This window comes from Olsenella sp. Marseille-P4559 (genome assembly GCF_900605015.1).
Taxonomy (GTDB): domain Bacteria; phylum Actinomycetota; class Coriobacteriia; order Coriobacteriales; family Atopobiaceae; genus Tractidigestivibacter.
In genome coordinates, this window is sequence record NZ_LR027575.1 from 440,928 (window position 1) to 454,844 (window position 13,917).

Here is a 13,917-nt window from a genome sequence, read left to right on the forward strand (position 1 = left end):
ATGTGCTTCGCATTATACACCGCGTAACACAACGTAACAAGATAAATACTTAAAATTTGACATAAAAAATGCCCATCTAGCTGGGCAAGGGGTGGGAGGTCAGACTAGGGCAACTGCAAAACTACGGCGCGGACGCCTGCGGGCAGCCGGCATCGTGCAGAGCATGCCCAGGAAGGGCAACCGCATCGACAACGGCGCGACGGAGCAGGTGTTCGGCCATCTGAGGGACGAGTCCTTCCGGAACCAGACGTGGGCGAGCCTCGAGGAGTTCAGGCGGGACCCCGACGCATACGTCGTCCACTGGAACACTAGGAGGAGATAGGTCAGACTGAAGGGCTGACCCCGGAGGAGTTCCGGAATCAGTCCCTAAACGCGGTCTAGGCCGCTTATTAGCCCGTCCAAGAATCGGGATGCAGTTCACGAGGTGCGGGGGCCACGTTTTTTGTATGGCGCATGGCATGGATGGCTTGGCTGCTCCTTGGCGAATCGTTGGCATGGTGCATGGTGGTCTGAAAGCATTCGTACTCCTACTAATTGTTACGGCGTTCATCCTCACGTATTTCGCTATCGTGCCTGGATTGGAGGTGGGCTATTGGGCAACAGTTAACCAAGGGGAGTATCGGAGCGGCCATTCAACGTTCTAAAACCATCATTTTGTACGAAATCTTTGCATAAGAAGAATTCATTGCACCGTGCGAGATGGGGTCGGACAAGCTGGCCGCATTAAGATTATCTCGCGCGCTCAAACGGCGTAAATACTGGTGTAAACGGTATGTGACAAGCTAAAATAAGCTTGAGATTCCTTAAGCATGTTAATAAATTTCAAAATTAAAATCCTTGTGGATATTCGCAAATACAATCAAACAAATACAAGGTACGAGGGGTCATCTGAAAACATGGTTGTATTTTAGTGCGGCCTAGTACAAGAAAGCATACCTATAGGCAGGTTGCCAGCTTCGTATAATATGCGAGGCGTGTATGATGGGGCGCGACCGGTTCGCGTATTCCGTGTTTACGGCCACAACAAACGGAGACTGACATGCGCATCCCAAAGTATCAGCTAATCGAAGACGAGCTGCGCCGCGAGATTCAGACCGGCAAGTTTGCTCCGGGAGACCGATTCTACAGCGAAGCGGAACTCATCTCGAGATTTGACGTCAGCTCTATAACAGTGATACGTGCCATACGAGACCTGGTCTCGATGGGCTATCTCGTTCGCGAGCAGGGCCGCGGCACCTTCATTTCGCGGTCGAGCAGGCATAAGATCGTCGAGTTCGCCGATATCGAGGTTTTCGCTGGCTGCTGGGAGGACGAGAGCGTCGAGGTCCTCTCGATGGAGAAGGGCGATGACCCCGATGTTCGCGCCAAACTTCGCCTTGCGGACAGCGAGGACTACTACGAGTTCGTGCGCGTGCACCGCATCAAAAATGAGAGCTTCCTGGTCACCGAGTCCCACATCCCGGCCACCTACGGATTCCGGAGCGTGGCAAGGACTGCTATACGTCCATCTACAGCCGCTTCCGCGAGGACTTCGGAATTCACCTCGATGACGAGAGCTTCATCGAGCGAGACAGCATCGTCTTCCCGTCGCCTAAGGAAATCGTTGAGCTTCTTGGCCTTAAGGGTAGGGTGCCCTGCGTTCGCCAGGAGAAGATAACCACTCTGGCCAGCGGTAGAGTGGCAGAGCACTCCGTCAGCCACAAGCGTTGGGACTACTTCCAGATTGAGTTTGGTACGCAAAACGGTCTGGACACGCAGGGTCTGGATGCGCGGGCCTGCAAGGCGTAGCCGTTAGGTAATGGGCTCGATGTCCACGCCCTTGACTATCGCAAAGTAGCGTTTCTCCGCTTTGCGGTCGTCAATGTTTCCAGACTGCTTGGCGAGAAGGAAGCGGAGCTTTGGGCAGACCCTCTAGGCCCCTCCAAAGCCTCGGTCTGGTCGAGAAGCAGCCTGCTGCTGCGCTCGTGGTCGCTGTGCGACGCCGTAGGGCATAACGAGTGGGGAGTTCGCCCATGATTGCAGCAGGACTGCTGGGTTATCCTGCAGCCTCGTTGTGTTTTCATCGATTCCGAGATTCCGGTGAAACACAAATTGACGGTTGGTGGCAGTTTGCGGCAAATCCTTTATATGTGATAGGTAGAGTGATAAATCTCTGACCTGCGATTTATCAAAACTCGAAGCTTTCGATACTCGAGGTATACACGAAAAACTGCCACCAACCGTCAATTCGTGCCAATCGGATTCGCAACACCACCGGGAGTGCTGCCACATTCCGTGCCCTTCCTCAAGTTGCCCCATGCTACGTCGCCACAAACGCTGCCCCTCGCCAACAACGATTATGCGACCCTTGCAATTGCCGGGCTTGTGACCCGTACAAATCAGGATGGCCGACGTCCTGCAGCAAGGAAGGGCTGGTACCAGCCCTTGCGGCTCAGGTCTATATAGACACCAGCGGCGAGGTCTGTGAGACTCCGTACTTCTTGGCAAGCTTATCGAGCGCTTTGTTTAGCAGCTCAAAGCCGGGGTTGCCTAGAAACGTTCCAAAGTAGCCGTATTGGAACGTCGGCCAAGTCTGAATCGTCTGGCCGTTGAGGGTGGTGTGCTCGAAGATGCCGCTGTCCCGCATGCGCACATTTGAGGGGTACGGATGGCAGGGCCTTGAGGGTGTGAATGGCACGAATTGACGGTTGGTGGCAGTTTTTTGGGGATGCTCTGAGTACAAATCGGTTTGATTCTTGTTGAACTGCAGGTCAGCGAATTAACACGTCGTTGATAGTATATAAAGAATTTACTCAAAACTGCCACCAACCGTCAATTCGTGTTTGGGCTGGGGGCGCGGCACAGAAAACCGGTCAGCGGGACCGAGGACAATGCCTCCCATGAACTCCTACGCTTCAAGCCTCAATCGAAGCAGCGGATACGGCTCGCCTCGGTCATCTGTCTCCCTGCGGTCAAACGCCACGAATCCCATGTGCTCATAGAAGCCCACGGCTTGCGGGCTTTGCTCGTTTACCTCAAGCTCTTGGGCGTGCCAGATGTCCACCACACGGTGGAGAAGGGCCGAGCCAACGCCCGTCCCGCGCACGTCTGCATCAACGAGCAGCATCTCAAGCGCCTTCCCATTCACGCCGGCAAAACCGAGAGGGTGTCCGTCCTCTGCATACGCAACCGCCAGGCGTTCGACACCCGCGATAGCCTGCGGGACGTACGCGCGGATCCGTGTGATGTCGGCTTCGCCGAGGAAGGCGTGCGTGGAGCGAACCGAGCGCTCCCATATGTTGAGAAGGGCTTCAACAAGCTGCGGCGTTCTGTTGGGCGCGTCATCGATGCGCATGCGAGTTACCTTGAGTTATTGGAGGACGGTGGGGTGTCCCACCACCGTGACATCAACATAGTCGCAGACCTGGCATTGGCGCGGTGCGTCAGACGTAACCTCACGGTGCGTGAGGCCCGACCAGCGGCAGATGGAGCGCAGAATGGGAACTGCGGAAAGCCCTCGCTTGGTAAGTGAGTATTCCACGCGCGGAGGTATCTCGTCAAAGCTCTCGCGCAACACCATGCCATCGGCTATGAGCTCTTTGAGTGCGGAGGAGAGGACGGCATCGGAGACGTTGGTCATCTCGTCTCGCAGCTGACTGTAGCGTAGCCGCTCCTTGGTGGAAAGCACGCAAATGATGCGGCTCTTCCACTTGCCGCCAAATACGTCTAGCCCGTACTCCAAGGGGCACCGGATGTCCTTCCCAAGCTTTCTTTTATGCGTCATGGCTCTCCTCCGTGTTGTTGCAAGTCATTGTGGCTTTATAACTCTGCAGTTGTAACTCACTAATAAAATTATGAGTAACTCATAATTTGCCCTATATTTTTAGATTTCAGCGCTGCACGAATATCTTGAGCATGGCCGGTGGGCGCTCGCCGGCATCATGGCAACAGCCATAAAATGGGCAACAAGGGAAGGAACCAAACCATGAGCGTAAGGGCATATCTGCAGGTTACCATGACTGTCAATCCTGAGAACCGCGCTGCGGCAGCCAAGGTCTACCATGACTATCGCCAGCCGTTCTTGGACACCATCGAAGGTGCACTTACTAAGGAGCTTCTTGTTCGCGACGAGGACGTCCAGGTTATCCACGGCTTTGACAGCATGGAGCACGCGAAGGCATACCTGACGAGTGACCTTTTCACCACAAAGGTTGCCCCTAGCCTCAAGCCAACCTGGGCGGCCGATCCCGACATCCGCTTCTACGAGGTTGCATAGGGGAGTCGGCAACAGCGCAAACTGCAGCCAAAAAAGACACGCGTGCGGCTGGTGGCGACTGCGGTCCCACTGGCCGCTTGTCGTGCTCCATCCGTATTCCCCACATAAGGGCCTAATTAGTGTCGCGCCTTGGCAGTAAGGTCAAGGCACACGAAGTCGGGGAATGCCGTGATGCGGGGGCCAGATGGCGGAGAACGTGAAAACAGCGGAGGAGCTGAGAAAAGAGATTCGTGTCGCGCGTGACTCCGTCCTGGGGTTGGTCACGCGCATGGAAGACATCAAACTTCAGCAGATTCTGCAGATTCGGGCGGACTATGCGCTCAAGATTGGCTGCTGGGAGCAGGGCCTTCTCGAAGCCGAGATCGCCGCACGCCGTGCAAAGCGAAGGTTGGCGCTGGCGCAAGGACAAGCAAACAGGGGAGTAGCGCCGCGGATGGATCACATCGAGACCGTGCTCGACATCGAGTTTGCGGAGTGGTCGGCGCTGGCAGAAGAGGCGCACTCCGCTGCCGAGCAAGCGCTCGCTTGGCGTGCGGGCTTGGTGCCCATGACAAAGGCGGAGGCCAACATCCTTCACTCCGTGTACCGAACACTCATGAAGCGGCTGCACCCCGACGTGCATGTGGGAGAGGACGAGGAGCGCGCAGCGCTCTTCCAGATTGCGCAGGCGGCTTACAAAAACGGTGACGTGGAAGCCCTCCGCTCCCTGGAGGTGGCCACGCGCCGCTTCGATGGCCCGGATGATCTTGCAGAGACGGACGATGCGACGCTTCTCGCAGAGGAGCTTGAGCTTGCCCAGATCGAGGAGAACGTCATGCGTCAGCAGCTACACAAGCTCGAGGAGGGTGAGGACATAAAGCTTGGTCACATGCTTGCCGACCCTGATTGGGTAGCGGAGCGCACCATGGAGCTCAAGGCTGCCATCGAGCAGTGGGAGCGCATGCGCTATGAGTGCGACGCACGCCTCGAGAAGCTCAAGAGGAGCTTCGATGAGTGACGAGAGGGCGGTTGTGGGACCGTCCGGTACGGCGGGAGGTCTGGTGGCCGTTACCTCCGCGACGGCCGGTGCGATTATTGCAGCGATACATGGGCAGAGTGGGCTCGGCGTTAACGTGCCCAAGCCCTTCTCGCAGCCAATCTGTCTGGTGCCAGACACGTGTGTAGCTGGGACCACCCATGTGGCAAACATCGAGGATCTGGCGCATGGCTTGCACGAGGGCGACCACCTGCGCCTTGAGCGCGATGACAAAAACGCTTACGACCACTGGGCCATCAGGGTACTCAATGCGCACGGCGAGCATCTGGGCTATGTTTCTGCCGATATCAACCAGATTCCTGCGCGCCTCATGGACGGTGGAAAGCGCCTCTATGGGGAGGTCACCAAGGTGGAGCTAGTAGGTAGCTGGTGGAAGATCGGCATGGGGGTGTGGCTCGATGACTAAGGCTCGTCACGGCAGTGACACCTAGGAGAACAACGCCTCGGCCTTCGACTGCGGACGAGACAAGTGGGACAAGGGGACAGTCCCTTTGTCCCATGTCGACCGTCATACTCCAACATGTCGCCACGCTGTTGTCGGACCTCTGCACCTGATATGCTTATCGGGGTCCAGTGTCCGTCAACAACAGACCGGAGGTCTTTCATGTTCATGATCGTACCCATCGTCGTCATCGTGATCCTTGTGCTTTCAACAGGCTATGCCGTGCGCCAGCAGCACGTCGCCGTCATCGAGCGCCTAGGTAAGTTCCACGGCTTTGCCGGCCCAGGCTTCCATGTCAAGTTCCCCTTCATCGACATCACGCGCGACGTGAGCCTCATGACCGAGGACGAGCACATGACCTTTGATGCCAAGACCTCAGACAACGTGACCATCGAGCTGGATGTCTCCATCCAGTACCACGTGGATTACGCCGATGTCGAGAAGGGCGCCGATTCCGGCGTCTACCGCAGCTTCTACACGCTGCAGGACCCGGTTGGCCAGATGCAGGACTACCTGGCCGATGCCCTGCGCTCCCAGATTCCCGCGCGCACGCTGGACGAGGTCTTCTCCGAGAAGGACGCCATTGCCCACGCAATCGACGAGGTCGTTGCCGCCAAGATGCTCGATTACGGATACGTCCTGGTAACCACCCTCATCACGCGCATCAAGCTGCCGCAGGAGGTCCAGGAGTCGATGAACCACATCATCGCCTCGAAGAACAACCTCGAGAGCGCGACCAACGACGCCAACGCCGCAAAGGCCAAGACCGTCATTGCTGCTCAGGCCAAGGCTGAGGCCATGGCCGCAGAGGGCAAGGGCATCGCCGACCAGCGTGTCGCCATCGCGCGCGGCATCAAGGACTCAATCGACACCATCCGAGAGTCGGGTGTTACCGAGGAGGAGGCCAACCGCCTCTTCGAGTTCACCCAGTGGACCGACATGATGAACAACTACGCTGCGAGTGGCAAGGCGGCCACGGTGCTTTTGCCTGAGGACTTTGACCAGGGCGGCGTCTTCAAGAGCATCGTCGCGGGGAAGAAGGCCTCCGAGGGCAGGTAGGCGGCCATCGGGAGTTGCGGCTGCCAGCAGAGCATAAGGATAGGGGACGAGAACCCCACCTGCCTCGATTGCAGCGGCGGCTATGCCCGCTTCACCCGACGCTCCAGTCGCTTGCCCACCGCCACGAGCGTCATCACGATCACGTAGTAGACGGCGGCGACGGCGATGAACGGCTCAAACGCGCGGTACGTGAGCGCTTGGACGCTCTGTGCCGCGCGCATCATGTCCATGAGGCCAATGGTCGCCACAAGCGAGGAGCTCTTGAGCACGGTGATTACCTCGTTGACCAGTGCCGGAGCGACTGAGCGCAGCGCCTGAGGAATGATGATCTCCCACATCATGAGGCGGTAGGGAAGCCCCAGCGCCCGCGCGGCGTCGTATTGGCCGCGGTCAACGCCCTCGATGCCGCCACGGACGGTCTCCGAGACGGTAGCCGAGCCATTGAGCCCCAGCGTGAGCACCGACGCTGCAAACATCGAGACCTTGTAGCCCGTGAGCTGTGGCGTTGCGAAGTACGCGATGAAGAGCAGCACGATGAGGGGGATCCCGCGGAAGATCGAGGTGTAGAAGTCGAGCACGAGGCGCAGCGGCCTGCAGGGCAGCACCTTGAGTACGGCGATGAGGAACCCCAACGCAAAGGCAAGGACCAGCGCGGCCCCCGTCACCTCGAGGGTGACGGCAAGCCCGCTTGCGAACATTGGCAGGTAAGGCTCGATGACCGAGAAGTTCATGCGGGTTTCTCGCCAGCTGATCGCTACTTGGACGAGGAGGAGCCCACGCCCTCCGTTGCCGTGCCAGATGCAGAGAAGTCCCCGCCCCACTCGAAGTCCGTGCCAACATAGGTGCCAATGAGCTGGTCGATGGTGCCGTCCTCGAGCATCTCGCCGATGCACTGGTCGAAATCGGCCACAAAGGATGCGCCCTTCGTTGCCATGATGCGGTAGACGCCCACGTAGTCCTTGGTCTCGCTGCGGTCGAGAAGGCCCAGCACCAGGCCTTCGTTGGCGTCGCGCATGGACTGGCCCTCGGCGCCGTCGCACACGTAGGCGTCGATGCGGCCGGCGAGAACCTCCTGAAGGCACTGGTCGCCACCATCGTAGGTGTGGATGTCGGCGTTGGGCAGGACGGTAGTCACAAACTTGTTCTGGACGGTGCCGGTTGTGCAGGCGATGCTCTTGCCGGAAAGGCCGTCGATGGCCGTTGTGGGGTCGCCGCCCAGGGTAAGCACACCGACGAGCGGCTGGTAGTAGCCACGGGTGAAGTCATAGGTCTGCTCGCGCTCGGCATTTGATGACATCGCCATCGTGAATGAGGTGTCACTCGACTGGACGGAAGCAAGCGTGGCGGCAAATTCCTGCGGCTCGAAGTCGTAGGTGAAGCCAAGGCGGCTGGCCATCTCGTCTGCTACGGCAATGTCGAGACCCACGACCCTCTGGGTGCCGTCCGACTGCATCTCGATATAGCGATAGGGGGCAAAGGCGTCGTCGCCCACGAAGGTGAGATGCCGGCCGGAAAGGGCGGTGGCCTCGCCGTCTGGCGGGGCGGCAGTCGTGCTTGACGTGCTGTTGGAGGAGGCGGAATCCTGCGAGCCGTCGCAGCCCGCAAGCATGATTGTGGCGCCTGCTATGGTAAGTCCGAGAAATGCCCTGCGGCCAATCGATTTGTTCAGCTTGCTGTTCATGCGGATGCCCCCATACGTGTCTGAAGCGAGTGCCCATTGTAGCTCATTGAAATCCTAGCCATCTGCTATGAGACAAGGGGACTGTCCCCTTGTCTCACCTGTCTCATAGCTCGTCGCGAAGCCGGTCGATTAGGCGCGAGAAGTATGCCAGTGCGTCTTCGACGGGCTTGGGCGTTGCCATGTCAACACCGGCGTCGCGCAGAAGCTCGATAGGCGGCTTGCTGGATCCGCCCTTGAGGCAGCCCAGGTACTCCTCGACGGCAGGCGCGCCCTCGGTGAGGATGCGGTTCGAGATGGCAATGGCTGCTGCGTAGCTCGTCGCGTACTGGTAGACGTAGTAGCCGTAGTAGAAGTGCGGGATGCGCGCCCACTCCAGGCAAATGCCATCGTCCACGACAACGGCGTCGCCAAAGTACTGCGCGTTCAGCTCGCCCCAGCGCTTGCAGAGCGCATCGGCCGTGACGCCGCGGCCGTCGGCGTTCATCTCATTTACGTTGCGCTCGAACTCGGCAAACATGCACTGCCGGTAGAGCGTCGCCCGGAACGACTCGACAAAGTTGTTGAGCACGTAGGCGTGGGCCGCTGGGTCTGCGGTGTGCTCCAGGAGGTAGTGAGAGAGCAGCGCCTCGTTGAGGGTGGATGCCACCTCGGCCACAAAGATGGGGTAGTCGCTGTAGGTGGGTGACTGCGCATGGCACGAGAGGTACGTATGCACCGAGTGGCCCATCTCGTGCGCCAGCGTGAAGACGTCATCGAGGCTTCCGTTGAAGCTCGTAAGGATTACGGGGTTGGTGCCATAAGAGCCCGAGGAGTACGCGCCCGAGCGCTTGCCGGGCGTCTCGTATACGTCAATCCAGCGCCGCTCAAGGCCCTCGCGTACGATGGTCAGGTAGTTCTCGCCCAGCGGCTCGAGCGCCTTCAAGATGAGCTCCCAGGCCTCCTCGTAGGTGTAGGTGAGGTCAACCGAATCGACGAGCGGCACGTACATGTCCCAGAAGTGCAGCTCATCCACGCCTAGGACGCTCTTGCGCAGGCTCGCATAGCTGTGGAGCGCGCCGAGGTTCTCGTTCACCGCGCCCACAAGGTTGTCGTAGACCGAGGTGGGCACCTCGTTGGCATCGAGGCGGTACTCCAGGGCGTCCTTGTAGTGGCGCGAGTCCGCAAAGAACTTGAGCTGCTTTACTTGGGCGGCGAGAAGCCCGGCGCAGGTGTTGCGGTGCGCTCCGTAGCTCGCGTAGACCGAGTCAAAGGCGGACTTGCGCAGCACGCGGTCATGGCTGCGTTCAAGGTTGATGAAGCTGCCGTGGGTCACGGGATGCTTCTTGCCCTGGGCGTCCGTGGCGTCGGTAAAGGTGAGGTCGGCGTTGTTGAGCTGCGAGAACACACGCTCTGGCTGGGCAGCGGAATCGCCTGTGCGGGCGAGAATGGCCTCCTCCGGCGCCGAGAGGCGATGCGGACGCATGCGCAGCTCGCGCTCGACCGCGCGACGGTAGTGCTCAAGGCCCGGCTCCTCGGCAAAGAAGGCGGCGAGCTTCTCGTCTGCCATACCAAGAAGCTCTGCCGAGAACCACGAGCAGGCCTCCTCGGTCTCTACCTCCAGGCCCATAACCTGGTCGGAGTAGACCTGGTACTTGGCCACGCGGGTGTCGACGTCGGCCTGACGGTCGGCATAGTTGCCCAGACGGTCGAGGGTCACGCTCGACTCGTCAACAAGACGCAGGTAGGCGAGAAGGTCCTCGGCTGAGGCGCTCACACGGCCCCTGTATGCCGCGAGCTTTGCCGGGAAGGCCTTGGCACCCTCAAGCTGGCGTTCGAAGTCCTTGTCATCCTTGCACATGGACGAGAGGTCCCAGCGGTACCTCTCGGGAATCTGGTCGCGCGACTGATACTGCATGCGTGCTCCTTCGGGTGGGAGTTCTTCAGACTTCCCTATGGTACACGCTGGAGTTGGGGCGTGTACCATGACCGCAGGCGGGAGGGGTGGCCGTCCCGCCTGGGCGGCCTATGCTCGACCGGGGAGCTGTGCTATGGCCACGCCCAGGACGTGCCCCTCCATGGCATGGAGCAGCTCGTTTAGCCAGAAGCCCTCGCTGAGCTGCGGCGCATTGTCCAGAGCGTAGACGCGCAGGGTGTAGGTGTGGTCGCGGTCGGGCGGTTGTGGGCCGTTGTAGCGGCAGGTGAGGAGCGGGTCATTGCTTCCCACGAGGCGAGACGCCGACGAGTTTCTCCCCTGCACCATGCCAGCGAAGCCCTGGTTGGAGGCGTTCTCGGGAAACGAGGCCTTGCTCGCCGGAATGCCGCAGGCGCACCAGTGGATCCAGGGGAAGCCGCACACGGGGATGGAGTCGATGTCGTAGAAGACCACGGCGAGCGTGGCGGCGTTCGCAGGCACGCCCGTGACCTCGAACGGAAAGGAGCGCGTTGGCGTGCCGGCATGCAGGCCGTTCTTGTCGGCGTACTTGGCGTAGGCGTCGGGGATGTAGCCGTTCTCGTCGAGCTTTACATGTACGTCCATGAGTGCCTCCCAGGTTGGTGTGGTGCGTCCATTGTACGAGAGGGGAAGAGCTCCTGGCTTTGCGCGGGTCATGCAAGGAGCTTCCAACTCCCGGAGCATAATTATTGCGCGTCCGTTTTTGATACTCGAAGCCCAACTGGGAAAATATCATCGTTACCATAAAGTAGCGCGCAATAAATCGAGGGCTGAGACGAGCGCGCCGCCTGTCGACGCGCGTCTCGCCCGCTGTCGCGAACCCGGCTGGGTTCGCCCTGCTGCTCGCGACCCGGTGCAACCCCCCACATGGTAGAATGAGCAGGCCTGACGCGAGGCCCAGACGGCCAGACGAAAGGCGCCATATCCGGTCGCGCGAAAGCGGCCACACTACAGACGAGAGGCGCCGACATTCCGCAGCGCCGACAACATGTGAGGAGAAGCCATGCTCAGGAACAGCAACATCACCCGTCGTCAGGCGCTCGCCGCGCTCGGCTCCATCACCGCTGGCCTTGCGCTTACGGCCTGCGGGGCCAGCCAGACGCAGTCCACCGACGCCGCCTCCCCGAGCGACTCCTCAACCTCCGCCGCCACCGAGGACGTAACCGCCCGCGTGGCGTCGCTCAAGGGCCCCACCACGATCGGCCTGGTCTCGATGATGGACACCACCTCCGGCGTCCCCACCGAGGACACCCCCACCGAGCCCGCCGAGGGCTCGACCGGCATCACGTACTCCTACACCATCTCCGGTGCGGCCGACCAGGTCCTGCCGCTGGTAATCCAGGGTGAGACGGACATTGCCCTCGTGCCCTCCAATGTGGCCTCCGTCCTCTACAACAAGACCCAGGGCGGCGTGCGCGTGATTGACGTCAACACCCTGGGCGTGCTTTCCGTGGTCACCGGAGATGCCACGGTCGGGCAGTTCGAGGACGTCGCCGGCCACACCGTCTACCTCTCCGGCCAGGGCGCAAGCCCCGAGTACACGCTCAACTACCTGCTCGGCCAGGCCGGCATCAAGGACCAGGTGACCATCGAGTTCAAGAGCGAGCACAGCGAGTGCGCCGCGGCCATCCAGGCAGACCCCACCGCCGTCGCCATCCTGCCCGAGCCCTTCACCACGGCTACGCTGGCCAAGGACCCCTCGCTCTCCGCGCCCGTGAGCCTCACCGACGTCTGGGACCGCTACGCCGGCGGCTCGGGCAGCCAGTTCGTGATGGGCGTGACCATCGCCCGCTCCGAGTTTGTGGACGCGCACCCCGCGGCCGTTGCCGATTTCCTCTCGCGTCACGCAGAGTCCGTCGCTGCCGTGAACGGCGACCCTGCCGCCGCGGCGCCGCTCGTGGTGAAGGCCGGCATCGTGGCCAGCGAGGCCATCGCCGAGAAGGCCATCCCCAAGTGCAACATCGTGTGCGCCACGGGCGAGGAGATGCGCTCCGCGCTCTCCGGCTACCTGCAGGTTCTCTACGATGCCGACGCCTCCTCGGTGGGTGGCGCCCTCCCCGGCGACGACTTCTACTATGTGGGCTAGCCCAACGTAGGCATGGCAGGCGAGAGCAGCAATGCACCCATGACCCCGCACGGCGTGCTGCGCCGCGCGGGTGCCGTGGCGTTCTGGCTCGTGGTGTGGCAGCTGGCGAGCATGGCCGTGGGTTCCGAGCTGCTGCTTGCCGGCCCCATGGCAGTTCTCGTGCGGCTGGTGGAGCTCGTGCCCACGGCCGGTTTCTGGTCCGTCGTGGGCTTCTCGCTGACAAGAATCGCCGTGGGCTTTGCCGTGGCGCTCGCACTTGGCCTGGTGCTGGGGCTTCTCGCCCAGCGCCGGCATGCCTTGGCCGAGCTCCTCGCCCCGGCGGTGGGCTTTCTCAAGAGCGTGCCCATAGTCTGCGTGATTGTGCTGCTGCTCATGTGGGTGGGCTCGACGCGGGTCTCGGCCATCGCCGTCTTTCTCGCCGTGTTCCCGGCAATCTACTTCAGCGTGCTCGAGGGGCGCTCGGCCGCAGACCCCAGCCTGGGCGAGCTGCTCCGCGTGATGGGCGTGCCCGGCTGGCGGCGCTTCCTCGCAGACACGTGGCAGCAGCTTCTCCCGTACCTGGTGGCAACGTGCAGGAACGCCTGTGGCATGGCCTGGAAGGCCGGTGTTGCCGCCGAGCTCATCGGCAGCCCGCGCGGCTCCATGGGTGAGCGCATCTACCAGGCAAAGCTCCTGCTCGAGACCGGCGACCTCTTTGCGTGGACCATCGTGGTGGTGGCGCTCTCGTGGGCGTGCGAGAAGGCCTTCCTCGCGTGGCTTCGCTCCACGGGTTGTTGGGCGCTTGGCGCCAGCGTGCCACGAGCTGCGGGCGAGCGGCGCAGGGTCGCGGCACCTGTGCCAGCGGGGATTGCTCTCGAGGGCGTGACCTTGGGCTACGGCGATGTCGCTGTTGCTACCTGCGATTTGGTGCTGGCACCGGGGTCGCGCGCGGTGCTCGCCGACCCGTCCGGGGCAGGGAAGACCACGCTGATACAAACCGCGTGCGGGCTTCTCGCCCCGCTTGCTGGACGGGTCTTGGCACCGGGCTGGGGCGGGCTCTCCGTGCAGTTCCAGGATTCCCGGCTGGTAGAGGCTATGACTGCCGAGCAAAACGTGCTGCTCTGCTCGGCGGGGGCGCTCTCTGGGGGCGAGGCGCATGCGCTTCTGGCGGAGCTTCTCCCCGAGGATGCGCTGGGCAGGCCTGTTGCGGGGCTTTCCGGTGGGCAGCGCAGGAGAGTAGAGCTGGTGCGAGCGCTCGCGCATCCCAGTGCGGGCGTCGTTCTCGACGAGCCGTTCGCCTCGCTTGATGCGGCTACGCATGAGGCGGCGGCCGCATTTGTCATGCGACACCTCAGGGGGCGCACGCTGCTTGTGGCCTCGCATGCACCCGGGGACGCTGAGCTGCTGCGCGCGTCGGCCGTGCGCTTGGGTGAGGTTGCCGAGAGGTAA

General features: G+C 61.2%; 15 protein-coding genes and 1 pseudogene. 9 read left to right on the forward strand and 7 right to left on the reverse strand.

What is annotated here, in order from left to right; all coding sequences use genetic code 11:
- Window positions 1-163 precede the first annotated feature (163 nt).
- The 3 genes and pseudogenes from E0E00_RS13520 to E0E00_RS15505 all read left to right on the forward strand — a co-directional run bounded on the left by E0E00_RS13520 (window position 164) and on the right by E0E00_RS15505 (window position 1,788).
- Window positions 164-322, forward strand: coding sequence for an IS3 family transposase (locus tag E0E00_RS13520; RefSeq protein WP_242622160.1), 159 nt, complete (start codon window positions 164-166; stop codon window positions 320-322).
- 717 nt (window positions 323-1,039) lie between these two features.
- Window positions 1,040-1,231, forward strand: a pseudogene (locus E0E00_RS15500) (GntR family transcriptional regulator); the annotation flags it as partial.
- Between the two features lie 305 nt (window positions 1,232-1,536).
- Window positions 1,537-1,788: a hypothetical protein gene (locus E0E00_RS15505; RefSeq protein ID WP_371683410.1), complete on the forward strand. Its 252-nt coding sequence runs from the start codon at window positions 1,537-1,539 to the stop codon at window positions 1,786-1,788.
- Between the two features lie 649 nt (window positions 1,789-2,437).
- Here the strand turns inward: E0E00_RS15505 and E0E00_RS13535 are convergent.
- The 3 genes from E0E00_RS13535 to E0E00_RS13545 form a co-directional block, all read right to left on the reverse strand.
- Window positions 2,438-2,626, reverse strand: a complete 189-nt coding sequence (locus E0E00_RS13535) for a hypothetical protein (RefSeq protein WP_130813053.1) — start codon at window positions 2,624-2,626, stop codon at window positions 2,438-2,440.
- 261 nt (window positions 2,627-2,887) lie between these two features.
- A complete protein-coding gene (locus tag E0E00_RS13540) occupies window positions 2,888-3,334 on the reverse strand; it encodes a GNAT family N-acetyltransferase (RefSeq protein WP_130813054.1) in 447 nt (148 codons plus the stop codon).
- 15 nt (window positions 3,335-3,349) lie between these two features.
- Window positions 3,350-3,763 carry a helix-turn-helix domain-containing protein gene (locus tag E0E00_RS13545; protein ID WP_130813055.1) on the reverse strand — a complete coding sequence of 138 codons (414 nt, stop codon included), beginning with the start codon at window positions 3,761-3,763 and terminating at the stop codon, window positions 3,350-3,352.
- Between the two features lie 201 nt (window positions 3,764-3,964).
- On the opposite strand from E0E00_RS13545, the gene E0E00_RS13550 reads away from it, so the two are divergent.
- From E0E00_RS13550 to E0E00_RS13565, 4 genes are all read left to right on the forward strand, one after another.
- The gene (locus E0E00_RS13550; protein ID WP_130813056.1) at window positions 3,965-4,255 is read left to right on the forward strand and encodes a hypothetical protein; all 291 of its coding nucleotides are present in this window, start codon (window positions 3,965-3,967) and stop codon (window positions 4,253-4,255) included.
- A gap of 196 nt (window positions 4,256-4,451) precedes the next feature.
- Window positions 4,452-5,252 carry a J domain-containing protein gene (locus E0E00_RS13555; RefSeq protein WP_130813057.1) on the forward strand — a complete coding sequence of 267 codons (801 nt, stop codon included), beginning with the start codon at window positions 4,452-4,454 and terminating at the stop codon, window positions 5,250-5,252.
- Window positions 5,245-5,697, forward strand: coding sequence for an HIRAN domain-containing protein (locus E0E00_RS13560; RefSeq protein WP_165443711.1), 453 nt, complete (start codon window positions 5,245-5,247; stop codon window positions 5,695-5,697). Before E0E00_RS13555 ends, E0E00_RS13560 begins: the two co-directional genes overlap by 8 nt.
- Window positions 5,698-5,895: 198 nt before the next feature.
- Window positions 5,896-6,792 carry an SPFH domain-containing protein gene (locus tag E0E00_RS13565; RefSeq protein WP_130813059.1) on the forward strand — a complete coding sequence of 299 codons (897 nt, stop codon included), beginning with the start codon at window positions 5,896-5,898 and terminating at the stop codon, window positions 6,790-6,792.
- A gap of 80 nt (window positions 6,793-6,872) precedes the next feature.
- On the opposite strand, the gene E0E00_RS13570 is transcribed toward E0E00_RS13565, so the two are convergent.
- The 4 genes from E0E00_RS13570 to E0E00_RS13585 form a co-directional block, all read right to left on the reverse strand.
- Window positions 6,873-7,523, reverse strand: a complete 651-nt coding sequence (locus E0E00_RS13570) for an amino acid ABC transporter permease (RefSeq protein WP_130813060.1) — start codon at window positions 7,521-7,523, stop codon at window positions 6,873-6,875.
- Between the two features lie 23 nt (window positions 7,524-7,546).
- Window positions 7,547-8,473, reverse strand: coding sequence for an ABC transporter substrate-binding protein (locus E0E00_RS13575; RefSeq protein WP_130813061.1), 927 nt, complete (start codon window positions 8,471-8,473; stop codon window positions 7,547-7,549).
- Window positions 8,474-8,576: 103 nt separating this feature from the next.
- A complete protein-coding gene (pepF, locus tag E0E00_RS13580; RefSeq protein WP_130813062.1) occupies window positions 8,577-10,367 on the reverse strand; it encodes an oligoendopeptidase F in 1,791 nt (596 codons plus the stop codon).
- A gap of 108 nt (window positions 10,368-10,475) precedes the next feature.
- Window positions 10,476-10,988 carry a YbhB/YbcL family Raf kinase inhibitor-like protein gene (locus E0E00_RS13585; RefSeq protein WP_130813063.1) on the reverse strand — a complete coding sequence of 171 codons (513 nt, stop codon included), beginning with the start codon at window positions 10,986-10,988 and terminating at the stop codon, window positions 10,476-10,478.
- Between the two features lie 418 nt (window positions 10,989-11,406).
- On the opposite strand from E0E00_RS13585, the gene E0E00_RS13590 reads away from it, so the two are divergent.
- Window positions 11,407-12,489, forward strand: coding sequence for an ABC transporter substrate-binding protein (locus E0E00_RS13590; protein ID WP_130813064.1), 1,083 nt, complete (start codon window positions 11,407-11,409; stop codon window positions 12,487-12,489).
- 12 nt (window positions 12,490-12,501) lie between these two features.
- A complete protein-coding gene (locus E0E00_RS13595; RefSeq protein WP_130813065.1) occupies window positions 12,502-13,917 on the forward strand; it encodes an ATP-binding cassette domain-containing protein in 1,416 nt (471 codons plus the stop codon).